The organism is Psychromonas sp. B3M02, assembly GCF_003318165.1.
GTDB lineage: Bacteria > Pseudomonadota > Gammaproteobacteria > Enterobacterales > Psychromonadaceae > Psychromonas.
Genome location: NZ_QOCB01000080.1, coordinates 41,367 through 68,089 on the forward strand (window position 1 = coordinate 41,367; position 26,723 = coordinate 68,089).

10 protein-coding genes are annotated in these 26,723 nt (G+C 39.8%); all 10 read left to right on the forward strand.

The annotated features are described in order from the left end of the window. The first annotated feature begins 235 nt into the window (after positions 1–235). The 10 genes from DS885_RS09025 to hrpA all read left to right on the forward strand — a co-directional run bounded on the left by DS885_RS09025 (position 236) and on the right by hrpA (position 26,705). Positions 236–5,692: a glutamate synthase-related protein gene (locus DS885_RS09025; RefSeq protein WP_113819108.1), complete on the forward strand. Its 5,457-nt coding sequence runs from the start codon at positions 236–238 to the stop codon at positions 5,690–5,692. A gap of 16 nt (positions 5,693–5,708) precedes the next feature. Then, positions 5,709–7,481 (forward strand): diflavin oxidoreductase, encoded by a 1,773-nt coding sequence (locus tag DS885_RS09030; RefSeq protein ID WP_113819109.1) that lies wholly within the window; start codon positions 5,709–5,711, stop codon positions 7,479–7,481. 174 nt (positions 7,482–7,655) lie between these two features. Further along, positions 7,656–8,042: a hypothetical protein gene (locus DS885_RS09035; RefSeq protein WP_147232343.1), complete on the forward strand. Its 387-nt coding sequence runs from the start codon at positions 7,656–7,658 to the stop codon at positions 8,040–8,042. 17 nt (positions 8,043–8,059) lie between these two features. Continuing rightward, on the forward strand, positions 8,060–9,442 hold the full coding sequence (locus tag DS885_RS09040) for a class II fumarate hydratase (RefSeq protein WP_113819111.1): 1,383 nt from the start codon (positions 8,060–8,062) through the stop codon (positions 9,440–9,442). 1,190 nt (positions 9,443–10,632) lie between these two features. Next, positions 10,633–15,150: a glutamate synthase large subunit gene (gltB, locus tag DS885_RS09045; protein WP_113819112.1), complete on the forward strand. Its 4,518-nt coding sequence runs from the start codon at positions 10,633–10,635 to the stop codon at positions 15,148–15,150. Next, positions 15,150–16,619, forward strand: a complete 1,470-nt coding sequence (locus tag DS885_RS09050) for a glutamate synthase subunit beta (RefSeq protein WP_113819113.1) — start codon at positions 15,150–15,152, stop codon at positions 16,617–16,619. Before gltB ends, DS885_RS09050 begins: the two co-directional genes overlap by 1 nt. A 408-nt stretch (positions 16,620–17,027) precedes the next feature. Continuing rightward, a complete protein-coding gene (locus DS885_RS09055) occupies positions 17,028–18,590 on the forward strand; it encodes a Na+/H+ antiporter NhaC family protein (protein ID WP_113819114.1) in 1,563 nt (520 codons plus the stop codon). A gap of 243 nt (positions 18,591–18,833) precedes the next feature. Beyond that, positions 18,834–20,918, forward strand: a complete 2,085-nt coding sequence (gene ppk1 / locus DS885_RS09060; RefSeq protein WP_113819115.1) for a polyphosphate kinase 1 — start codon at positions 18,834–18,836, stop codon at positions 20,916–20,918. 15 nt (positions 20,919–20,933) lie between these two features. Continuing rightward, positions 20,934–22,427: a Ppx/GppA phosphatase family protein gene (locus DS885_RS09065; RefSeq protein WP_113819116.1), complete on the forward strand. Its 1,494-nt coding sequence runs from the start codon at positions 20,934–20,936 to the stop codon at positions 22,425–22,427. 390 nt (positions 22,428–22,817) lie between these two features. Beyond that, on the forward strand, positions 22,818–26,705 hold the full coding sequence (gene hrpA, locus DS885_RS09070) for an ATP-dependent RNA helicase HrpA (protein ID WP_113819117.1): 3,888 nt from the start codon (positions 22,818–22,820) through the stop codon (positions 26,703–26,705). Positions 26,706–26,723: the final 18 nt, after the last annotated feature.

The window sequence follows — 26,723 nt, forward strand, 5'->3', positions numbered from 1 at the left end:
ATGCTCTCAACATTATAAAATTACTTTTAATTTCAGATGGATAGATTTATTTTTTCTCATGCCTCATATACTGCCCATTTTATTTTTTGCTTAAATAAATAGTTTTTCTGCATAAGTATTTAGCTTTTATTTCTTGTTATGGTAATGATAGTTATTTGCATTTATCATTGGGAATGTTTATTCTCCAAACCCCTTTTTACTTTTACTTGGCGAGCAGTCGTTCTAATGGATTATGATGAAACGATATTTATTTGATAGAAATGATGAGCATTCTAGTTGTGGTGTTGGGTTTATTACTAACAAACACAGTTTGCAAACTCATGAGTTATTATCTCATGCGCACCAAGCTTTATGTATGATTCCCCACCGTGGCGGAATGAGTGCGCAAGGAATTGGTGACGGAGCTGGTGTTAACATTGACATCTCTTTAGATTTTTTCCGCAAAGTGACAGGCGATAAAACATTACAGCATGGTGATTTTGGCGTAGCTAACTTTTTTTATCCTGTAGATAAAACACAGCATAAAGCAGCAGATGAAATTATTGAAAAGATACTCAATGATTTCCAATTCCCAATCATGGTGTGGCGTGAGCTCCCCGTTGATTTAAATGCACTCAATGAAGCGAGCCAAGCGGCACAATTCTCAATTAAGCAGTTAATATTTCATTGCCCTAAGCATGTCACCGATCAAGTGGAATTTGAGAAGTTAATTCACCAAGCCTTATTGGCCATTGAGAACCCAGCGTATACAAAACCAGAGCTGTATGGACTTTATCCAATGTCCATGAGTAGCCGTACGCAAGTTTTAAAAGGTCGATTAAACAGTTGGGAAGTGATTCCCTATTTTAAAGACCTCGTTGATATAGACCATAAAATACATACTTTATTCTTTCACACTCGCTTTTCTACTAACACTGCGCCTAATCCCATGTTTGCCCAACCGTTTCATCGTATGGCACATAATGGTGAATTAAATACAGATAGAAAAAACCGTTTAAGTGAAGATGCGATTGCACGTTTTAAAAAGAAAAAAGTGATTTTTCCAAAAGGGCAATCAGACTCTGCGCGCTTAGATCAAACTTTAGCGCGTCGTATTTGTGAAGATGAACTCGACATTGATTTCGCCGCTTTAGCCATGATGCCTCCTGCTTGGGAGAATGATAAATCATTAACTGAGCCAGTGCGTGACATGCTGGAATATTTCTCTCTCTATGAAGAGAAAAATGATGGCCCAGCGGCGTTCATTTTTGGCGATGGTATCAAAATAGGTGCTCGTTTAGATAGACTGGGATTAAGACCTTTAAGAACCGTTGAAACGGATGATTATTTAGCGGTCATGAGTGAAGCAGGGCAAATAGATTTCCCTGCACAAGATGTAATTCGCCGAGGCCGTATTGAAGCAGGTGGAATGGTGGTCTTTGACCATGCATTAAAGCAGGTTTCTTACACCAATGACATTTTAGATAGGCTCGCTAAAGAGAAACCCTATTCGCCATTATTACAGGAAGCGCGTATTGAACTATCGCAGCTACCTGAGGTGTCATTATCAGACGTAAAATATACCTCTAGCCTGAGTTTAGCAGCACGTCATGTTGCCTATAGTTTAAACCAAGAAAGTTTTAAGTTTATGCTCGACCCTATGATTCAAAGCGGTATGGAGAAAATATCTGCAATGGGTTATGGGCTAGCGCCTAATGCATTAGCGAAAGATGAAGGGGGGATGTCTCGCTACTTCAGCCAACGTTTTGCACAAGTGACTAATCCACCTTTGGACAGTATCCGTGAAGCTGATGGTATGACGCTGAGAGTGACATTAGGCGCTAAAGCCAATATGGGTGATGAGATACAAGGTAAGCCAAAAACGAAACAGTTAACGCTTGAATCACCGATTTTACAACCACAGCAGCTGCAGCAAATACTGCTGCAAGATGCTTTATCAGTAGCGACCATTGATACGCTATATGAGGCTGATTTAGAAGATTCACAAGCCAATCAACAAAGTCTGTTAACACAGCTCGACGTGATTGCTGACCAAGCGGAAGCATTAGCGAACAATGGTTGTGAAATTATTGTGTTAAGTGATCAAGCAGTATCACATCAATTGGCTGCGATACCGGCTATGTTGGTGATTGCAGCGGTTAATCAGCGTTTGATTAAAAAAGGCTTACGCTTTACCACTAGCTTGGTATTCCAAACCGGACAAGTTTCTAGTACGCATGATATTGCATGTTTGTTAGGTTTTGGTGCATCCGCTGTGTGTCCTATCTCTGTTTTTTACCGCGCTCAAGAGTTGTGTAGTGATTTCAGTGAAATGGAGAAGGGCTTACAGAAGTTCCAAAAAGCGATTGAAAAAGCACTGATGAAAACCATGGGTAAATTTGGCCTATGTACCGTTGAAAGTTACATTGGTGGTGAGTTCTTTGAGTCTAACTTTATTGATACTCAAGACCCTCATTTAGCGAAACTTTTCCCGAATATTCATTCGCCGATAGGGGGCGCGCGTTTCTCTGATATAGCGGAGAGCTCTGCGCATTGGCATAAAAAAGTCTTTGATATTCAAAATATCGATCAAATCCCTGTCTTAGGTTTGTTTAAAGAGCGATCTGAAGGCGCTGGGCATAGTTTTGGTAATACTGCGGTACGTGAATATATCAATATGACTGAAGAACAGATTAGTTATATTGATGAGCGAGGTGAGCAAGATCAGGAGCAGTTATTAACGATCCCTGAAGACGCTGGGTACAAAGACCTGGGTTTTGAAGCACGAACCCCTGCGCAGATTGATGCCTTTAAAATTACGCCAGCTTATCGCCAATTCTCATTAAGCATGCATCAAGAGCGTGATAAACGCCCAGCGGCGATACGTGATGTATTGGCCTTGCCATTATTGTTAAATGAGTGTCAGTTAGAAAGTGATTTTGTGAGTGCCTTCAATAGCATCTCCTATGCGGGTTCTCCCCGATTCTCTGTGAAAGGGATGACAGTGGAAATCACTGCCGATGGTCAAGCGAGCTTATCTTTATCTGCTGGAACAAAAACAAGACACCAACAGCTCTATCAAGCTATTCAAGCACTGCATCCAACGCACGTAACTTTAGTGAATGTTGATGAGACACAGTTAACTATTAATGTGGTTGAAGATGCATTAGTTTGGGTGAATAAAATATTCACTGCGCCACACTCTATTGAGCTGGATAATGTGCAACCTGCGCATCAAATTACAGCAAGTTTTGCTTCTGGAGCAATGAGTCATGGCGCCTTGGTGGCAAGAGCGCATGAGGCCGTTGCACAGGGGACTAACATTGCTGGGGCAATGAGTAACTCTGGTGAGGGGGGGGAACACTCCTCTCGGTATAATACGGTTAAAGCCAGTAAAATTAAGCAGTTTGCTTCTGGTCGTTTTGGCGTATGGACCGGTTACTTAGCAGACCCTGCGTTGCAAGAGATTGAAATAAAAATCGCACAGGGTGCTAAACCCGGTGAAGGGGGGCAATTACCTTCTGCGAAAGTGAATGTTGAAATCGCAGCGGCACGTGGTGGTACACCGGGTGTAGAACTTGTCTCTCCACCTCCTCATCACGATACTTACTCTATTGAAGATTTAGGGCAACTGATCCACGATGCAAAAGCTGCGCGTGTACGTGTTGTGGTTAAATTAGTATCTAGTGAAGGAATAGGCACAATTGCCGTTGGTGTAGCAAAAGCTGGCGCTGATGTAATTAATGTGGCAGGTAATACAGGTGGTACTGGTGCCGCACAGGTGACCAGTTTGAAAAATACTGGACGTGCATCTTGTATTGGTATTGCTGAAGTACATCAATCATTAGCGGAAAATGGCTTACGCGATAAAATCGTATTACGTTGTTCCGATGCACATCAAACAGGCTTAGATGTGATTAAATCTGCCATTTTAGGTGGTGACTCTTTTGAGTTTGGTACGACTGCGCTGATGATGTTGAAGTGTGTGATGGCGAAAAACTGTAACATTAAATGTCCCGCCGGTTTAACAACTAACTCCGAGCTTTACCAAGGTGACCCAAGAGCACTGGCACAATATTTCTTAAATGTGGCACATGAAGTACGTGAATTACTAGCTGAATTAGGTTACCAAAGTCTTAAAGAGATCCGCGGTAAAACTGAACTTTTATATCTGATTAACCACGCCACTATGGTTGGTCAGTTAGATATGACGGGGATGTTTAAACCTGTCGAAGAAGTAAAAATTACTTCACCTATCTACTTAGAAGCGAACTTCACGCCTGATGACCGCTTTTTAGAGCAGGCGATCAGCGATTTAGTGAATGCGTCAGTGCCTTCATTGACTATCGAGGGACCTGCTTTAGATAACTGTAATAAAACCGTTGGCGGTCAGTTATCCATTGATATCGAACGTTTACTTAATTACGACTTAAGCGACACAGAGGTTAATGCGCACCCTGCTATCCACCAGCTCTCTAATGGACGTAAAGTCTTCGCTGATGGTAGTTTAGTGATTAAAACAAGTCACTCTGCAGGACAAAGCTACGCAGCTTTCCTTAATTCAGGTATTACCTTTATCCATGATGGGACTTGTAATGATGGTGTTGGTAAAGGTGCAAGTGGTGGTCGTATTGTTGTGACTAGCCCTGGTGGCGGTGCAACAGATGTTGCAGGTAACGTGTTAATAGGTAACTTCGCGTTATTTGGTGCAACGGGCGGTGAGTTGTTTGTTGAAGGGCAAGCAGGGGATCGTTTTGGGGTTCGTAACTCCGGTGCCGTGGCAGTTGTTGAAGGGGTGGGGGACTTTTGTTGTGAATACATGACCAACGGTTCGATCGTTAACTTAGGGGCTTTTGGTAAAGGTTTTGGTAATGGTATGAGTGGTGGTTCTGCTTACCAATATGACCAGACTGGCGCTATTTTGTCTAAGTGTAGCAAAGATTCAGTGAAAGCGATCTGTTTAGCGGAAGCGAGTGAGTTGACTGCGGGCCATGAGGTAGCCTTACGTTATCATCTAGAGCAACACCTATTAGCGACAAAATCGACAAAAACACAACTGTTATTAGATGATTGGGAAAATAGCAGAGCACATTTTTATGTGCTGATCCCACTCTCTTTATTCAGTTATCAGTGTAGTGAACAGATCTTTGCACATTCAGCACGTAAAAATATGCTTGAAGAGCTTTCTCAATATTATGCTAAACAGCTTACATTGAGTATTAAGTCTGCTTACCATCAAATAGATCAACAACAATATTTGTTCAACGGTAAGTTACCTGATTATGGCGAGTTAGATAGCACGCTTATTTGTCAATATATCAATGCAACGGGCACTATACGCCGAGCATTTGAAGCTGCTCAGAAATCTGATGCAGTTAAGAAGGGGGAATCCGTTGATAGAGTGACTGAATATCTATTTGAAAGTGAAGATAGAAAGTTAATTGAAGTACTTGCTAAAGACTGTAAATCGGTACTTGCAAGTTACGATGATCAAGCGCTTGCTTATTTGCTCGCTGATAAACGTTTGCAAGATTATAAGGAATCTCTGGATAAGAAAGAAGTTTCAGATAGTAATGCATGGGGCACCAGTGTGTGGATCATTGAACGAAACCGTGTAAATCAAGCTAAGTTAGCTGAGTTACCTATTTTTGAACAGCAACTCGCTGCTCATTATTGTCATATCTTAGCGCTTGCTATTAAAGACACTGCTTAATTTATTGGAGTTTTTCATGAGTGACTTAAAAGTACCATATTTACCAGAAAACATGCCTTTTAATGGCGAACAAAAACAATGGTTAGGCGGTTTCCTAGCTGGATTACATACGCGTTTATTAGTGAAAGAAGAAGGCACAACGGCGCAACAAGCTGCAGCCCCTGCAATTAAACCTTTAACTATCATTTATGGTAGCCAAACAGGTAATGCACAAACAGTGGCTGAAGAGGCTGCTGATTTAGCTGCACAGTATGGTTTAACTGCAAGTGTGGTTGATATGGATGATATCAGCTTAGCAGAGCTTGCTAAGGTTGAGCGTTTATTAGTGGTCACTAGTACCTATGGTGAAGGTGAAATGCCAGATAATGCACAAGCATTATGGGATGCTATTAATGAACAAGATGCACCTAAATTCAGTAATACTTTTTATTCTGTTTTATCTTTGGGTGATACCAATTACGATGACTTTTGTTTGGCAGGTATCCAATGGGATCAACGCCTAGAAGCATTAGGGGCAACACGTATTGTTGAGCGAGTGGATTGTGATATTGATTTTGAAGATCAAGCAAGTCAATGGACTGCAGAAGTCTTACCGGATATCGCGACTAAAGGCTCTGTAGTAGAGAGTGTGCAACCCGTTAAAGTGAAAGGCGCTACTAAGCCAAAATCAAAATATACGCGTAAAAATCCATTACAGGCTGAATTAATCACTAAAAAAGCCTTAACCAAAGCGGGCTCAAGTAAAGAAACCTTCCATTATGAGTTTTCGTTAGGTGATAGTGGTGAAGTTTATGAAGCCGGGGATGCGTTAAACGTGATCCCTGTGAATAGAACGGAATTAGTAGAAGAGCTACTCGCTTTATTTGATGCATCTGGCAAAGAGGTTATCCCATACAAGGGTGAGAGCCTTAGCTTATTGCACATATTTAGTGAAGAAGTTGAGATCCGTATCCCGAGTAAAGAGTTTATTGCTGAATTGGCTATTAGAAGTGGAGATAAACAGTTATCTAAACTGGTTAATGGTGAAACAGATCAATTAAATGACTTCCTATGGGGCAAGGATACTATTGATCTATTGGTACTTTTCCCACAGGCCCAGTTTAGTGTGGCGGAGTTTATTAATCTAACTAAACCATTAGCCCCACGTGCTTACTCTATCTCATCAAGCATTAAACAGCATAATAACGAAGTGCATTTAACCATAGGTAATGTGCGTTATCACAGTAATGACCGTGATCATAATGGTGTCTGTTCTACCTTCTTATCTGACCAGGCTGAAATTGGCGATAAGGTTAAATGTTACTTTGCACCAAACAGTCACTTTGCTGTACCAACAGATCCTACAGCACCAATGATCATGGTGGGTCCTGGTACCGGTATTGCACCTTTCAGAGCGTTCCTAGAAGAGCGTTTAGCAACGGGTGCAGAGGGTGAAAACTGGCTAATTTTTGGTGACAGAAATAGTAAAACGGACTTTATCTATCAAGAAGAGATAGAAGCAATGCAAGCCAGTGGTTTGATCGCTAAGTTAGATTTAGCCTTCTCTCGTGACCAACAACAAAAAATATATGTTCAGGACCGTATGTTAGAACATGGTGAGCAGTTGTTTGCTTGGTTAGAGAAGGGCGGTTACTTCTTTATCTGTGGTGATGCGTTATACATGGCAAAAGATGTTGAAAAGGCATTACATTCAATTATCGAAATGCACGGCAACATGACACCAGATGAAGCGGTGCAATATGTTGCAAAACTGAAAAAACAAAAGCGCTATGTTAGAGACGTATACTAAGGTAGTTATACATCCGCTATCATTTTAGTTTAATAGGGCTTACTAATAGAATGTTAGTAAGCCTTTTTTATTGCCATTATTGTTCCCATCTTCACTCTTTCTTTAATCCATTTTTGTTAGCTAAAGCAATATATTACCCTTAAGTTCATTTGATAATGATTATCGATACTGATAGTGTTTAAAGATATTCCTTTCAAAGAAGTTATTGCCATGAGTATGATGTTATCAATCTTAAAAGATAAAATTCGTTATGCCAAAGAACCTGATAATCCCATGTTAATTTCACTGTGGTTATCTGCTGAGGAGTGCCATCAGAATATAGAGCATGCAAAAATTAATCGACAATCACGTTATCAGGAGCAGTTCTATTTATTATTAGAAGCCTTTGTTGATGAGCTTAATCCTGTGCATTGGCGATGTATTTGTCTGGATAACATCTATAAACCTATTTGCTCACTACAACGCATTGCAAAAAATGAGCAAGAACATACGCAAATAAAACAACTTTTACATGAATTATCACTGACCTCACAATATTTCAAATATAGCCTGCAACAATAAATAGAATAAGGATAAGCATGAAACAGACAAGAGTAGAAAAAGATAGCATGGGCGAATTAAATGTACCTGTTGATGCACTTTATGGTGCGCAAACTCAGCGAGCTATTAATAACTTCCCTGTAAGCGGTAAAGGGATGCCAAAAGCATTTATCAAAGCATTAATATTAGCTAAATATGCAGCTGCTGAAGCAAACGCCGAATTAACATTAATCCCTACTGAAATGGGAAAAGCTATTTGCCAAGCGGCCGATCAGTTATTAGACACTGATTATCAAGTACATTTCCCTGTTGATGTATTCCAAACAGGTTCTGGTACGAGTTCTAACATGAACGCTAATGAGGTGTTATCCACTCTAGCGACTAAACTTTACGGAGATACTGTCGGCGCTAATGATCATATTAATTATGGTCAAAGTAGTAATGACATCATCCCAACTGCTATTCATATCAGTGCCGCATTAGAGCTGAATGAAAAATTATTACCGGCCTTGGAGCACTTGATAGAGACGATTAGAAAAAAAGCGAAAGCTGTTGATCAGTATGTGAAAACTGGGCGTACTCACCTCATGGATGCTATGCCAATTCGTATGAGCCAAACCTTAGCGGCATGGGCGGATCAAATCGCCTTAAATAAAGGTGTATTGGAACAGTTGCAACCTAACCTTCAAAGCTTAGCACAGGGCGGAACCGCGGTAGGGACTGGTATTAATGCGGATCCTGCTTTTTCTAAGAAATTTGCTGAGGCGTTAAGTGAAAAGACTAAGCTTCACTTTACGCCTGCGGATAACTTTTTTACGCATATTAGTTCGCAAGATATTGCTGTTTCGCTCTCAGGACAACTGAAAGCACTAGCCGTTAGTATGATGAAAATAGCCAATGATTTACGTTGGATGAATTCAGGACCTTTAGCTGGTTTAGGTGAGATTGAGTTGCAAGCTTTACAACCTGGCTCGTCAATCATGCCAGGCAAGGTCAATCCAGTTATTGCTGAAGCTACTTGTATGGTGTCGGCACAAGTGATTGGTAACGATTCAACGATCACTGTAGCAGGGCAGTCGGGAAATTTTGAACTTAATGTGATGTTACCTTTGATAGCTAGCAACTTACTAGAAAGTATTGAGTTGTTATCTAATGTTAGTCACCTTTTAGCAGACAAAGCGATTGCGACCTTTGTCGTTAAAGAGGAAAAATTAAAAGAAGCTTTATCACGTAATCCTATTCTAGTGACGGCATTAAACCCTATCATTGGTTATGCGAAAGCTGCTGAAATCGCTAAACTAGCCTATAAAAGTGGCCGACCTATTGTTGAAGTGGCCGCAGAGAATACCGATATTTCTGTCGATGAATTAAATAGGTTACTTGACCCTCTAAAATTAACGCAAGGTGGTGTACAAGGGTAATCGTTTCTTAAACTTATGCGTTTTACATATTATACCAATTGCATTAAATAAGTGATTGGTATTATGTAAAGCGCTTTACCCGCCTTTATTATTGAATGTTTAAAGCTCCGCATAGAGTTTGATACCCGTTATAAGCCTCGTAAAATCAGATCAGGTCAGTCCTCTCAATAACTAAAATAATTATGTATTCACTTTTAATTCTCTGATTAGCGCTTTATTCGCCTACTTTTACAGCAATTAAGCTTGGTTAGGGGGCTAATGCTCAGGAATAAATCGTTTATCAGGTAAATTTGAGGCATTGTAAAATACTGCAAAGATAAAATATCACCTTACGATTGCATATTAAGTCAAATCTATAGGCTCTCTCTACCTATAAATTAGCGTTTTTACACCTTTAAATAGGCGATTTAAACATAACTTCTCATGCCATTTTCTAGTATTAAGTATATTTAAAACATATATTTGTAATAAAATAACAAACTGCAGCATGACTTTATATTAACAATTAATTTAAGGCATTGATTTTTTACTGCTTTAAACGCTGATTTTGGCACCAAGAAAGACGCATTTGGGTAAAAGATTAAGGTTGATTTTTGTAAATAAAAAGTCATATTTCATGATGTTTTAATAGAGTTTACTGCTTTTTAAATTAACATTGTTTGTAATGATAATCACTATCATTTGTGAATTACTATTCACTTTTTTTAACTAAAAATTCAAATTTTTCTTTTATAAAATTTATAATTTGATACATTACTCCGCCTTTATTTTTTATTTTGACTCTGTTTTTTGCTTTTAATTATTATAAATCAATAGTTTATTTTTTAAGTGCGCTGTGGAACAAAGCACAGTACCGATTAATAAGCAGTCAGAGTGGAACTGAATAAGAAAATTGGATTTTGCTTGGGTTAAAAGATAGAATAATGAGCAAATATCACTTCTGTTACTAGGGTGGTTCTCAATAATTTGTGTATTGGCCCCATGCTTGCAATGGGCTGTGCCAATTATTTACTAGGCAAGGACGTTTTGTAAAAAGTGCACTTTTCTCAAAAAGTAGTTTTCTTACAAAAGTAAAAATAAATTAATTGCTTGTTTTTATTTATTTAAATAACAAGCCGTGTGTAGCACTTCGAAACATTAGGTTTGGCAGTGAGGGACATTTTTACTGTTATATCTAGAAGGACATGTTTATGACAAATAAAGAGCAGAATGCTCAAGGCCTTTATGTGCCTGAAATGGAGCACGATGCCTGTGGTATCGGTTTTGTAGCACATCTGAAAAACAGCAAGTCTCATAAGATTGTGACACAAGCTTTGGATATGTTAGCGCGTATGGAACACCGTGGTGGTCAAGGTTGTGACCCATGTAGCGGTGATGGAGCAGGTATTCTTTTACAAAAACCGCATGAGTTTTTAGTAACAGAAGCATTAAAAGAGGGTATTACTCTTCCTAAATTTGATCAATATGGTGTAGGTACCATCCTATTCCCTAAAGATGAAAATCATCGTGATCATTGTCGTGAAATTCTAGCACGTACCGCTGAACGTCTTTCTCTTGAAGTAATTGGTTACCGCGTTCTTCCTACAGATAACTCAATGATTGGTGCTGATCCCCTAAGCAGCGAACCACAGTTTGAACATATGTTTGTTACTGGTGGGCCGGATATGGAGCCAGCAGTATTAGAGCGTAAATTATTTATTTTACGTAATTATGCAACACGTATCTGTTTAGAGTCTGTTAATGGTATTGAAGATAACTTCTACATTAATACATTCTCTTACAAAACGATTGTTTACAAAGGTCAGTTAACGACTGAGCAAGTGCCTCAATACTTCTTAGATTTACAAAATCCAAGCATGGTAACTGCACTGGCATTAGTACACTCTCGTTTCTCAACGAATACATTCCCACGTTGGCGTTTAGCGCAACCGTTCCGTTACATTGCTCACAATGGTGAGATCAATACGGTTCGCGGTAATATCAACTGGATGAAAGCGCGTGAAGCTTTGCTTGAAGCTGAATACTTCACTCGCTCAGAATTAGATATGTTAATGCCAATCTGTACTGATGGTATGTCTGACTCTGCAAGCTTTGATATGGCATTGGAGTTATTAGTACTGTCAGGCCGTAGTCTTCCTCATGCATTAATGATGATGATCCCTGAAGCTTGGCAAGAAAATAAAAACATGGACCCTAAACGCCGTGCTTTCTACCAATACCATGCAAACTTAATGGAACCTTGGGATGGCCCTGCGTCTGTTTGTTTCACCGATGGTGTGCAAGTAGGGGCAACGCTTGACCGTAACGGTCTACGTCCATCACGTTACACAGTGACTAAAGATGATTTCCTAGTAATGGCTTCTGAGTCAGGTGTAGTAGAAATCAAACCTGAAAACATCAAGTTACGAGGTCGTTTACAGCCAGGTCGTATCTTTGTTGCTGACCTTGAGCAAGGCCGCATCATTTCTGATGACGAAGTGAAAGACGGTATTGCAGCAAGAAAACCGTATGAAACATGGTTAGAAAATAACTTAGTTAAGTTAGAAAACCAACCAGCGGCGTTAGAGCGTAATATTCAACCTGATGCAGGTAAATTACTAAAACGTTTACAAGCCTTTGGTGTAACATCGGAAGAAGTTAACGAAATTATTCTACCTATGTTCCGCGATGGTAAAGAGCCATTGGGTGCAATGGGTGTGGATTGGCCGTTAGCGGTTCTATCACATCAATCTCAACATCTATCTCACTACTTTAAGCAATTATTTGCGCAAGTAACTAACCCACCAATCGATCCGATTCGTGAGCGTATGGTTATGTCGCTAAATACATACTTAGGTAAAGACCAAAACTTATTGGCTGAAACACCTGAGCATTGTCATAAGGTTGAGCTTGAATCTCCGGTATTAAGTAATGCTGAATTACAAAAAATTAATGCACTGGATGATAAACATTTACAAGCTAAAACATTAGAGACTTTCTTTGCTGCATCTGGTGAACCAGGCAAACTGAAAAAAGCATTAGCACGTATTTGTCGTTACGCAGAAGATGCAATTCACGATGGTTACTCAATCATCATTCTTTCTGACCGTAATGCAACGTCTGACCATGCACCAATTCCTGCTATGTTAGTAACAGGTGCGGTACATCACTACTTAATCAAACGTGGCCTACGTGCTATGTGTGACATCGTAGTTGAAACTGGCGACGTACGTGAAACACATCATTTTGCAACAGTAATTGGTTACGGTGCGTCTGCTGTTAACGCTTACTTAATTGAAGAGATGATTGTTGATTTACAAGCTAAGAACCGTTTACCTGCAGAGAAATCTGTAGAAGATATCTTTAAGTCGTACAAAGCGGCGATTGATGCGGGTCTATTGAAGATCTTCTCGAAAATGGGTATCTCAACGATTCAGTCTTACCAAGGTGCGCAAATTTTTGAAGCTCTAGGTATCAGTAAATCAGTGGTTGATGATTACTTCAAAGGCACAGTTACCCGTATCCAAGGTCTCTCGATTGATGACATCGCTAATGAAATTCTAGTGCGTCACCGTTTTGCTTATCCATTACGTGCAGTACCAGTACAACGTTTAGATGTTGGTGGTGTATATCAGTGGAAACAACGTGGTGAGAAGCATTTATTCAACCCTACAACGATTTCATTATTACAGGAATCAACGCGTAACAAGAACTACGAACAGTTCAAACAGTACGCTGAAACAGTTGATAAACAAGGTGATGATGCAGCTACACTGCGTAGCCAGTTTGAATTTGTACCAAAAGCATCGGGTCCAATCTCAATTGATGAAGTAGAACCAGCTGAAAACATTTTAAAACGTTTTGCAACAGGTGCGATGAGCTTCGGTTCTATCTCACATGAAGCTCACTCAACGTTAGCTATTGCGATGAACCGAATTGGCGCTAAGTCAAACTCTGGTGAAGGTGGTGAAGATCCAATTCGTTTTACACCAAAAGAAAACGGTGATTGGGAACGTTCAGCTATCAAGCAAGTGGCATCGGGTCGTTTTGGTGTAACGTCTTACTACCTAACTAACGCTGCTGAAATCCAAATTAAAATGGCACAGGGTGCTAAACCAGGTGAAGGCGGTCAGTTACCAGGTCACAAAGTGGATGACTGGATTGGTCGTACACGTCACTCTACACCGGGCGTAGGCCTGATTTCACCGCCACCGCATCATGATATCTACTCAATCGAAGATTTAGCTCAGCTTATCTACGATTTGAAAAATGCGAACCGTGAAGGTCGTGTTAACGTTAAGTTAGTATCAGAAGCAGGTGTTGGTACGATTGCATCAGGTGTTGCGAAGGCAAAAGCTGACGTTATCTTAATTGCTGGTTTTGATGGTGGTACAGGTGCATCACCTTTATCGTCTATCCGTCATGCGGGTTTACCGTGGGAACTAGGTTTATCTGAAGCACATCAAACGCTAATGAAGAACGGTTTACGTAACCGTGTTGTTCTACAAGCTGATGGCCAGATGAAAACACCACGTGATTTAACTATTGCAGCGTTATTAGGTTCAGAAGAGTGGGGCGTAGCAACTGCAGCACTAGTGGTTGAAGGTTGTATCATGATGCGTAAGTGTCATTTGAATACTTGTCCTGTTGGTATCGCAACGCAAAACAAAACGTTACGTGAACGTTTTGACGGCCGTGTAGAAGATGTTGTGACATTCTTCGGTTACATGGTGCAAGGCATGCGTGAAAACATGGCTAAGCTAGGTTACAAGACGATTACTGAAATGGTTGGTCAAACGCAAAACCTTAAAGTACGTGATGATGTAAGCCATTGGAAATACAAAAACCTAAACTTAAGCACTATTCTATTTAAAGAAACGGCTAAAGAAGAAGATGGGATGTTTAATCAAACAACTCAAAATCATAATCTTGAAGCAGTATTAGATAGAAAACTAATTGAATTAGCTAAACCAGCACTGGAAAAAGGTGAAGCGGTATCGGGTTCATTCCCAATTACTAATATCGACCGTTCGTGTGGCACCATGTTGTCAAACGAAATTTCAAAAGTGTATAACGACCAAGGTTTACCACAGCCGATGCAAGTTAAGTTTAACGGCTCTGCAGGTCAATCATTTGGTTGTTTCCTTGCAAAAGGTGTTGAGTTTACTGTTGAAGGTGACGCGAACGATTACTGGGGTAAAGGTTTATCTGGTGGTCAAATCGTAGTGTATCCTCATCGTGATTCAAGTGTTGTATCTAAAGACAACATCATTGTAGGTAACGTATGTTTCTACGGTGCTACGTCTGGTGAGTCTTACATTAACGGTATGGCTGGTGAACGTTTCTGTGTTCGTAACTCGGGTGCAGAAGTGGTTGTTGAAGGTATCGGTGATCACGGTTGTGAGTACATGACTGGCGGTATCATGATTAACCTTGGTACAACAGGTCGTAACTTTGCAGCAGGTATGAGTGGCGGTATTGCTTATATTTGGGATAGAGATGACACATTTACAGCTAATTGTAATATGGAGCTAGTTGATTTAGATCCATTAGATGAAGCTGATAAAGCGCTATTAATTGCTAAAGTCACTAAACATTTAGAACTAACTGAGTCTAATACAGCAGCGGATTTCTTGGCTGATGTTGAGCAAAGCTTAGCTAAAGTAGTGAAAGTAATGCCTCGTGATTACAAGGCAGTATTAGCAGCTCGAGCGAAAGGAGAAGCATAATGGGTAAGCCTACTGGATTTTTAGAATTAGGTCGTGAATTACCACCGAAAGTATCGGTTGAAGAGCGCCTAAAAGACAATAAAGAGTTTGTACAAAACGACGTGTTTGGTAAAAAAGTTAATGACCAAGCTTCTCGTTGTATGGACTGTGGTGTTCCTTTCTGTCACAGCGGTTGTCCGATTGGTAACATCATCCCTGAATTCAATGACGCGGTATATCGTGAAAGTTGGCTAGAAGCTTGGGATATCCTAAGCTCTACAAACAACTTCCCTGAATTCACTGGTCGTGTTTGTCCTGCTCCTTGTGAAACCTCGTGTGTATTAGGGATCAACCAAGACCCAATTACGATTTGTAATATCGAAAAAACCATCGTAGAAAAAGCCTACGAAAATGGTTATGTGACGCCTAAAATTCCGACATCTCGTACGGGTAAAACAGTGGCTATCATAGGTTCAGGTCCTGCGGGTCTTGCTGCTGCTGAGCAATTAAACTCAGCGGGTCACACCGTGACAGTTTATGAGCGTGACGAAAAAGTAGGTGGTTTATTACGTTTTGGTATTCCTGACTTTAAACTGGGTATGGACGTTATCGATCGTAAAATCGCGGTAATGGAAGCAGCTGGTATTAAAATGGTTGTGAATGCACATATTGGCGTTGATTTCGATGCTAAAGATTTGCGTAAGCAGTTTGATGTGGTGTTATTGACGGGTGGTTCTACTGTACCGCGTGACTTACCTATTCCAGGTCGTGACCTGAAAGGTGTTCACTTTGCAATGGAATTCCTAGGTCAAAATAACCGTCGTGCTAACGATATGGACCTTAAAACAGAAGAGATTCATGCAGCTGATGATCACGTAGTGGTTATCGGTGGTGGTGATACAGGCTCTGACTGTGTGGGTACGTCAAACCGTCATGGAGCAGCGTCAGTAACGCAAGTGGAAATCATGCCGATTCCACCTGAAAAACGTACTGTTAATATGCCTTGGCCTTCGTACCCAATGATCTTAAAAACAACTACTTCACATGAAGAAGGTGTTGATCGTCATTGGTCTATCCTGACTAAAGAGTTCATCGGTGATGAAAACGGTAACGTTAAAGAGTTAGTGGTTGCGGATATCGAATGGGAAGAAGCAGCACCGGGTCAACGTCCAAACTTTAAAGAGATTGAAGGTTCTGTACGTTCAATTCCTTGTACTAAAGCTTTCTTGGCAATGGGTTTCTTACACCCAGAACCAACGGGTGTATTAGCACAATTAGAAATTGGCTTAGATGAGCGTGGTAACGTTAAAACTGATGATTACCAAACCAATCAAGAAGGTGTTTTTGCTGCTGGTGATATGCGTACAGGTCAATCATTGATTGTACGTTGTATTAATGAAGGCCGTGAAGCATCACGTGCTATCGATACATATTTAATGGGTAACACTAACCTTGAATGTATCAACGACTCATTAATGATCGCTAACTAAATTTAACGGGCAAGATTGTTGGTTTATTGAACTGTTGTAAACGATAAATCAATCAATATTTGTTTTAAATTATAGTAAAAACATAAACCCCCTCTCTTTTTAAGAGTAGGGGGTTTTTTTGTGTTCAAACTAGTATAAAATCCCGCCCCCCTGAACTCGGTATTTAATGCCGATTATATTAAATAAGTGAGCTAAATGTATTTACAGGAAAAATAGCCTAGTTTAATACTTAGTTTGATTGCTTAAGGCATTTCTTGAGCAAATGAATAGCGAAGTGATAAGCCTATTTATTCTGTCAAATAGAGCACTTAATTAGTGTGATTGGGACTTTATCGTTCAATTAAAACACATTGTCTAGAAACTGACTGTTTGCAGTTTCTAATTTAATGTAGACAAAAGGAAAGTTTCATGTCTTTAATCGACTATTCAGCTTCGATGCTGTCGATCTTACCTGCAGCCGTTGCGCTCGGGTTGGCTATTATTACGCGTCGCGTACTCATCTCTCTCGGTATCGGTATTATATTAGGTGCTATGTTACTGGCTGACTATTCAGTGGTAGAGGCTGGCAAATATATTTACAGCACAGTTAAAAGCGTTGTAGTAGAAGATGGCGGTTTAAATACTTGGAATATGAGTATTGTCGCCTTCTTACTGTTGCTTGGTATGATGACGGCAGTATTAACCTTGTCTGGTGGCACGCGTGCTTTTGCTGATTGGGCATTAGATCATATTAAAAATAAGCGTGGAGCGTCTCTGCTTGCTGCATTTTTAGGTGTATTTATCTTTATTGATGATTACTTTAACAGTTTAGCGGTGGGCTCAATCTCACGTCCAGTGACTGACCGTTTTAGTGTGTCACGTGCCAAGCTGGCTTATATTCTTGACTCGACTGCAGCACCTATGTGTATCTTGATGCCTGTATCAAGCTGGGGCGCTTACATCATGACTATCATTGGTGGCATTCTAGTAAGCCATGGTATGACTGAATACTCGCCATTAGGTGCTTATGTCGCTTTAATTCCAATGAATTTCTATGCGCTGTTTACGCTGTTAATGGTGTTTGCTGTGATCCTATTTAAGTTAGATATAGGCCCAATGAAAAAGCATGAGCAAGCGGCACAAAGCAATGGCTCAGTGGAAGATGCAAATCACGTTGATTTACAAGATGAGTTAGGTATTGAAGAGCACCAACGTGGTAAAGTAGGTGATTTAGTTTACCCTATTATTGGGCTTATTCTTGCGACCTTATTCTTTATGGTTTACACCGGTAACGGTGCCTTAGCTGAAGTGGGTAAACCTTTTTCTGTGTTAGGTGCTTTTGAAAATACCGATGTAGGTGCATCATTAGTTTATGGTGGCTTAGTAGGCTTAGCACTCGCGCTATTTACGGTACTAAAACAAAAACAAACTTTTGATAATATCCGCTTTGCTTTATGGGTGGGGGCTAAATCGATGTTTGGCGCAATTATCATCCTGTTCTTTGCATGGTCAATTGGTAGTGTGATCGGCGATATGAATACCGGTACTTATTTATCGACGTTAGTACAAGGCAATATCGGCTTACATTGGTTACCTGTGATTCTGTTTGTATTATCAGGTGCGATGGCTTTCTCTACAGGCACCTCTTGGGGAACGTTTGGTATTATGTTACCGATTGCAGGTGATATGGCGGGGGCCACGGATTTAGCGATGATGTTACCTATGTTAAGCGCAGTATTAGCTGGCTCTGTATTTGGCGACCATTGTTCTCCTATTTCTGATACAACTATTTTGTCTTCAACGGGGGCGCGTTGTAAGCATATTGATCATGTATCAACACAGTTACCTTATGCGTTATCAATAGCATTCGTGTCTATTGTGGGGTTCGTAGTCATTGGTTTTACCGGCTCTATGGCGATCTCATTGACGGCAGCGAGTATTGCCTTTATTGCTGTTATCGCCACAATGAAAATCATGGCTAAAAATAACTGATATAAACCTTATTAGGTGAGCTTTATTACCTTTCAATAAAACAAGCAGGCTCGCCTGCTTGTTTTGTTTCTGCAGTTCAAACTTTAGTATTTTATTGTTTAATATTATTTGCTTAGTCGATCCTTTCCCCTTATATTTATTACTACTTTGTGTCACTTTTATTTCATATTTTAGCCATACCCTTGTCATCTTCTTTGACTAGTTTGAAAAGTCTTACACTTAATCAATGGAATGCAGAATATTATGTCAACATCGCAACAACACTACTTCGATAGAGAATTGAGTTGGTTATCCTTTAATCAACGTGTATTACAAGAAGCTCAAGATAAAACCGTTCCTCTTATTGAACGCCTGCGTTTTCTAGGTATCTATTCAAGTAATATTGATGAGTTCTATCAAGTGCGTGTAGCCAGTGTTAGACGTGTTGCTTTTTTAAGCCAGTTTCAGAAAAAAGATAAAGCCAAACAGCTGTTTGTTGAAATTCAGGAAAAGGTGCAACAGTTACAAAATGAGTTTGATCAGACTTATCAAGAATTATTACTGCAACTAAGCGATCACGATATTGACCTAATTAATGAAAAGCAACTCAATGAATATCAACAAAAATGGCTAACAGAATATTTTCATAATGAATTAAGTAGCCATGTCTTTCCCTTGATGATTACTGATAAAATTAATCTAACTGAACAGATTAAAAATGATTGTACTTATCTTATGATCGAGATGCGTACTGCTGAAGAAGACCTAAAAGACCATTACGCCTTAGTAGAAGTGCCGAGTGATGTTCCACGTTTTGTAGAGCTGCCTGTTGATCAAAACAGCAAGCAAAAAAACATTATCTTAATTGATAATATTATTCGTCATTCTTTACAGTCAGTATTTAGTGTTTTTTATGATTTTAGCCATATTCGTGCTTTTTCAATTAAATTAACTCGTGATGCTGAATTTGAAGTGCACGGTGAGATAAACCAAAGCTTATTAGAAAGTATGTCTAGTGGACTTCGTTCACGTTTAAACGCAGAGCCCGTGCGTTTGCTTTATGATAGAAAAATGCCTGAAGCCATGGTTGAAGTGTTAAAAAAAGGCTTGAAAATAAAATCCAATAAACGCTTAAATGAAAGTGGTCGTTATTTAAGTTTTAAAGACTTTATCCAATTTCCATCTATTGGTTCTAAAGAATTACGTTATAAAAAATTACCTGCTTTACCGCATACCGTTTTAGATAATTACCGCAATATTACACAGGCAATCAAAGAGCAAGATATTTTACTGTATTACCCTTACCATAAATTTAGTTACTTCACTGAATGGCTAAGACAGTCTGCTTTTGATCCACAGGTGGTGAGTATTGAAATATGTTTATACCGAGTAGCCAAACGTTCAGCTGTGATTGAAGCACTTATTGAAGCGGTGAAAAATGGTAAGCATGTCCACGTTAATATTGAGCTACAAGCGCGCTTTGATGAAGAAGCGAATATTGAATGGGCAGAAGAGTTATCCAACGCAGGTGTGCATGTAACCTATGGCGTGAGTAACTTAAAAGTACATGCCAAGTTATGTGTAGTAACCCGTGAAGAGGAAGGGAAAGTTGTTCGTTATTCGCATGTGGGTAGCGGCAACTTTAACGAAAGTAACGCTAAAATCTACACTGATTTTAGTTTGTTTACTGCCGATGTAGATATTTGTAAAGAGTCGGCGCAGGTGTTCGAGTTTATTAAATCACCGTACCTACAATTTAAGTTTAAGCACCTGATTGTGTCGCCTACACATACCCGAGATCGCGTAATTGCCTTAATCGATAAAGAGATTAAATTCGCTAAGCAAGGTTACCCAAGTGAAATCATCCTGAAACTCAATAATTTAGTGGATGATATCTTTATTGAACAATTGTATCGCGCCAGTAAAGCAGGGGTGAAAGTGACGTTAATTGTGCGTGGTATCTGTGCATTGGTGCCAGGTATTCCCGGACAAAGTGACAATATTACTGCGGTGAGTATTGTAGATAGGTACTTAGAGCATGCACGCGTTTCTATTTTTTCCAATGGAGGAGATCAGCGAGTTTATATCTCCTCGGCGGATTGGATGACCCGTAATATTGAAAGACGCATCGAAGTGGGTTGTCCGATTTATTGCCCTAAAGTACAAAAAACCATTGTCGATATTATTAACATTCAGTTAGCTGATAACTGCAAAGCAAGAATATTAAATTCAGATCAATCCAATGAATATTTAAAACCGAAGAAGGGCGATGACTCATTACGCTCGCAAATGGTGATTTATGATTATCTTCAAAAGATTAATAAAGAAGAAGTTAAAGCACTAAAATAATAATAAGGAATAGATATGAACGAGGACTGTCATTTAGTCGCTATTGATTTAGGTTCAAATAGTTTTCATTTGATTGTAGCAAGAGAGCTAACAGGCTGCATTCAAACCGTCTTCACTAATAAGAAAAGTGTTCGTTTAGCCAGTGGCTTAGATGAAAATAAAGTCTTATCGGAAGAAGCGATTCAGCGAGGCTTAGATTGCCTTGCTGAGTTTAACCAACAGCTGTCAGGGTTGACTTGTCGTGCAGTACGTATTGTGGCTACTTACAGCCTTCGCGTTGCTAACAACAGTGATGAGTTTATTGAACGCGCTAAAGCCATTTTCCCTCATCCTATTGAAGTGATCAGCGGTGAGCAAGAAGCCAAACTAATTTATCAAGGTGTCGCTCATACTTACCCATTGAAAGGTACTACCTTTGTGATGGATATTGGTGGTGGCAGCACTGAATTCGTTATTGGTAAGCGTTTTAAAATAAAATTTGCACAAAGCTTAGAGATGGGATCTCGCTCGTTTGCCCAACGTTACTTTGATAAAGGTGAAGTCACTCGTAAAGCCATGCGCCAGGCGCAATTTGAAGCAAGACAAACTTTAGCGCCTATTGTAGAAGAATGTCTACAGTTAGGCTGGAAAGGTGTGTTAGGCACTTCTGGTTCTTACAAGTCTATTAAACAATGTATATTAGAGTTATATGGTGATAGTCATATTACGGAAAAGCGCGTACGTCGCTTAATTGCTCAATTTGTTGGGGCTAAAACCTTCGATAAACTAGGACTAGAAAGTATTGAAGAGAGCCGTTTTGAACTCACTGCAGCGGCATTAGCTATTGTCAGTAGTTTTATGGATGAGTTTGCCATAAAGAGCATTAATGTCTGTACCTCAGCGTTACGTGAGGGGGTGTTATACGGACTAAGCAGTACTGAAGAAGATATGGCGCCACGTGATCGTACCGTGAATAACCTATTACATCTTCATCGTATTGACCAAGTTTTCAGTAAGCGAGTGCTATTACAGTTACAACTGTTTAATCAGCAACTCGCTGAGCAAGGTAAAGCACTGGACGAGATGCACTTTATGTTCTTACGTTATGCGGCTTTACTCCATGAAATTGGCATTAATATCCACTCTAAAAAGCGTCAACATCACGGTGCTTATATTTTACATCATTCAGACATGCCTGGTTTTAGTGAACAGGGACAGGAAATAATCGCGACTATGGTGGGTGATCATCGCGGCAAAATTAAACAAGCTGTTGTATCAGATATGATCACTGAAAGTGAATATTATCAATTAGTGCAACTGTTGAGGGTCGCTATTATCCTAACGCTAGGTCGCCGAGACTTTCCACTACAATTAGCAAAAATTAAGTTAGATGGTGATAAATTACAGCTTGATGTACCAGCGGTATTATTTAAAGAAAATGACCTATTCGCTATGTTACAAAAAGAGGTTGCTCAACAACACAAAGCTGGATTAACACTCAAGGTGATTGCAGAAGCCATTGAGTTGTAAAAATGCCACGAAGTCAGTGACCATAGTAATGGTATTAAATAAGTAATCTCAATTTTGCTCAGAAAAAATGATTTAGTTCAAAACGTCAGTTACGCCTTTCGACGATTAACTTCGTTAATAGTCTATCGGAGCATTAACCAAAAGAGGTTAATGCTTAGATAGTTGTTCTATTGGCGGAAATGACAACGAAGGCGTCAGTTATTTTAATAAGTAAAATAGATCTGTTACTTAGTGTGATGGGTATAACTATTAGTTTTAGCGCTGGCTTCTATTTTTACCCGTTAAACTGGATTGTTTATTGGTAATACCATTCCTAAACGTTGAACTGCCACTATCCTTTTTTCATTAGCCTTGCTAGGATCGCTTTTTTGTTTCTGCTAGGTACCTGTTTTGACCATTTCTGCTACTACTTTAAAAGACCATTTAAATGACGTGTTATATAAAGATCAGTTCCGCCTTAAGCGCCGAATTGATGATTTGCGCAATCTAAAAACACCCGAAAAAGTAGAAGCGAGTTTGACTAAAATAGCCGTTGATATTCAAGTATCAATGGACAAGCGTAAGCAGCGTTTAGACAACCTACCCGAAGTAAGTTATCCAGACTTACCGGTCAGCCAGAAAAAAGATGAAATCGCCGAAGCGATCGCCCATAACCAAGTGGTGATTATCGCTGGTGAAACAGGCTCTGGTAAAACCACGCAAATTCCTAAAATATGTTTAGAGTTAGGGCGCGGCGTGTCTGGTTTAATTGGCCATACACAGCCACGTCGTTTAGCGGCGCGAACCGTTGCTAATCGTATTGCCGATGAGTTGGATTCTGAGTTAGGTGAAACCGTTGGTTACCGCGTTCGTTTTACCGATAAAGTGAGTGACAAGTCGTACATCAAATTGATGACCGATGGTATTTTATTAGCGGAAATTCAAAATGACCGTTTTTTAAGTCAATACGACACGATTATTATCGATGAAGCCCATGAGCGTAGTTTAAATATCGACTTCTTAATGGGTTATTTAAAACGTCTGTTGCCTCGTCGTCCAGACCTTAAAGTGATTATTACTTCTGCAACCATCGACCCTGAACGTTTTGCAAATCACTTTTCAGATAAACGCGGTAAACCTGCACCGATTATTGAAGTATCTGGTCGTACTTTCCCTGTGGAGACCTTATACCGCCCATTAGATGAATATGCGGCTGGTGATCAAATTGAAGGCATCTTCCAAGCTGTTGATGAGTTACAACGTTTAGGCCGTGGTGATATTCTTATCTTCATGAATGGTGAACGTGAAATTCGTGATACTGCAGAGGCCTTAACTAAACGTAAATTGCGTGATACTGAGGTGTTACCTTTGTTTGCTCGCTTGAGTGTGGCAGAGCAAAATAAAATCTTTCAAGGCCATCGTGGTCAACGTATTGTACTCGCAACCAATGTAGCTGAAACATCATTAACTATCCCTGGTATTAAGTATGTGATTGATACGGGGACAGTACGTATTAGTCGTTATAGCTACCGCACTAAAGTACAACGCTTACCTATCGAAGCTATTTCACAAGCTAGTGCCAATCAGCGTAAAGGGCGTTGTGGTCGTGTTAGTGAAGGTGTGTGTATTCGTTTATACAGCGAAGAAGATTTTAATGGCCGACCAGAGTTTACCGATCCAGAAATACTGCGTACTAACTTGTCGTCGGTTATTCTACAAATGTTATCGCTTGGTTTAGGTGAATTAAATAAATTCCCATTTGTAGAGCCACCAGAAGATCGCAATATTAAAGATGGTTTAAACCTGTTAGAAGAGTTAGGGGCCGTTAATTTAAAGGCTAAAGACCCACGTAAAAAGCTCACTGGACTAGGACGTCAATTAGCCAAGTTACCCGTCGATCCACGCTTAGCACGAATGATTCTAGCGGCAAAAGAGTTTAATTGTGTACATGAAGTGATGGTGATCAGTGCTGCGTTAAGTATCCAGGATCCTCGTGAACGCCCAATGGATAAGCAACAAGCTTCTGATGAAAAGCATCGTCGTTTTTACGATAAAGAGTCTGACTTCATCACTTATGTAAACCTATGGAACTACATTAATGAACAACGTGAAGAGTTAACCAATAACAACTTCCGTAAAATGTGCCAGAAAGATTTCTTAGCCTACATGCGTGTGCGTGAATGGCAGGATATTTACACTCAAATCAAACAAGTTACTGATGAGTTAGATATTAAAGTAAGCGATACACCTTCAAGCTTTGATGCTATTCATCAAGCCTTGTTAGCAGGCTTACTGTCGCATATTGGTTTAAAAGATAAAGATGCAGAATACTTAGGTGCACGTAATAGTAAATTCTATATGTTCCCTGGTTCAGGTTTATTTAAAAAACAGCCTAAATGGGGCATGTTTGCAGAGTTAGTTGAAACTTCTAAATTATTTGCACGTGTCGCTGCGCGTATCAAACCTGAATGGGTTGAGAAGCAAGCACAACACCTTATTAAACGCAGTTATGCTGAGCCGCATTGGCAGAAAAAATCGGGCGTAGTAGGGGCGTTTGAAACACAAACGCTTTATGGCATCCCTATCGTCAGCAAACGTCGTGTTGTTTACACACAAATTGATCCTGTATTGTGTCGTGAACTGTTTATTCGTCATGCCTTAGTAGAAGGAGTGTTCGAAACACGCCATCAATTCTTTAAAGATAACCAAGCGTTATTAAACGATATTGAAGAGTTAGAGCATAAATCACGTCGTCGCGATATTTTGGTGGACGATGAAACACTGTTCCTATTTTACGATGAAATTGTGCCGCAAAATGTTTGTAGTGCTAAACAGTTTGATAGCTGGTGGAATCGTGAGAAGAAACAGCAGCCTGAGTTATTAAATTATCAGCGTGATCAAGTGATGGCGCATGATGCCGATAAAGTGACTGCTAATGCTTATCCTGATTTTTGGCAACAGGGTGATTTCCGCTTAAAATTAGAGTACGCCTTTGAGCCGGGCACTAGCCAAGATGGTGTCACGGTAAATATTCCTTTAGCCTTGTTAAACCAAGTATCTGAGCAAGGGTTTGATTGGCAAATTCCGGCGTTACGTGAGGAATTATTAGTCGCGTTAATCAAAACTTTACCTAAAGCGATACGCCGTAACTTTGTGCCTGCGCCTAACTATGCAGAAGCAGCTATGGCTAATTTAGCGCCATTACAAGGGCCTTTATTAGAAGCATTTGAAAAACAACTATTACGCATGACGGGTGTACGTATTCCTGAAAATTCATGGGATGTGAATGCCTTACCTACGCATCTGCGTATTAAGTTTAATGTGGTTGACGACAAACAGAAAAGTGTTGCCGTGGGCACCGACCTAAAATTGTTACAACACGACCTAAAAGGTAAGGTAAAACAAACTTTATCTAAAGTGTCGAAACAAGGCATTGAGAAGTCTGACTTAGTTGAGTGGGACTTTGGTAAATTACCTAAATCATTCAAGAAAGATCACGGTGGTTACGAAGTTAAAGCCTATCCTGCATTAGTAGATAAAAACAAAAGTGTGGCCATTGAGCTGTTTGATAGTGAAGACAAAGCGCAACGCTTTAACCAAGCTGGTGTTCGTCGTTTAATTCTATTAAATGTGCCATCACCGATTAAATACCTGCAACAAAGCTTGCCCAATAAAGCTAAGTTAGGGTTGTATTTTAATCCCTTTGGGCAAATTAAAGACTTAATTGATGATTGTATAAGCTGTGCGGTGGACGCCATTCTAGACGGTGAAGTACATCCGCAAGAAGCGCCTGAATTTGAAGTGCAAAAAGAGAAAGTACGCGCTGAATTAGCTGATAAAACCTTACAAATTACGCAGCAGGTTGAAGAGGTGTTAACCCTAGCCCATGCTGTTAATAAACAGCTTAAAGGTAAGGCTGATTTAACTATGCTTGTAGCCAAAGGTGACATTAAATCACAACTAGAACGTTTGATATTCCCTGGCTTTGTATGCCAAGTGGGTGAAGCCAAGTTAAATGATATTAAACGTTACTTATTAGCGTTACAAAAACGTTTAGAAAAACTACCTGTAAACCCAAATCAAGATCGACTAAACACCATTGAACTTCATGAACTCGAAGAACGTTACCGTGCTTTATGTAAACAGCTTTTAAGTAATGAGAATGAACATGAAGGTTTAGCAGAAGTGTATTGGATGATGGAAGAACTACGTGTTTCACTGTTTGCTCAACAGTTGGGGACACCTTATCCAGTGTCCGCTAAACGTGTTAGGTTAAAGTTAACTGAGTTAAAAGGTTAGAAGTATTTAAGAAGGAAA

Bases quoted from the DNA above. Each gene is read 5' to 3' on its own strand.
- DS885_RS09065 (WP_113819116.1), top strand. From the start codon at position 20,934: ATGAACGAGGACTGTCATTTAGTCGCTATTGATTTAGGTTCAAATAGT.
- gltB (WP_113819112.1), top strand. From the start codon at position 10,633: ATGACAAATAAAGAGCAGAATGCTCAAGGCCTTTATGTGCCTGAAATG.
- DS885_RS09055 (WP_113819114.1), top strand. From the start codon at position 17,028: ATGTCTTTAATCGACTATTCAGCTTCGATGCTGTCGATCTTACCTGCA.
- DS885_RS09030 (WP_113819109.1), top strand. From the start codon at position 5,709: ATGAGTGACTTAAAAGTACCATATTTACCAGAAAACATGCCTTTTAAT.
- DS885_RS09025 (WP_113819108.1), top strand. From the start codon at position 236: ATGAAACGATATTTATTTGATAGAAATGATGAGCATTCTAGTTGTGGT.
- DS885_RS09040 (WP_113819111.1), top strand. From the start codon at position 8,060: ATGAAACAGACAAGAGTAGAAAAAGATAGCATGGGCGAATTAAATGTA.
- DS885_RS09050 (WP_113819113.1), top strand. From the start codon at position 15,150: ATGGGTAAGCCTACTGGATTTTTAGAATTAGGTCGTGAATTACCACCG.
- ppk1 (WP_113819115.1), top strand. From the start codon at position 18,834: ATGTCAACATCGCAACAACACTACTTCGATAGAGAATTGAGTTGGTTA.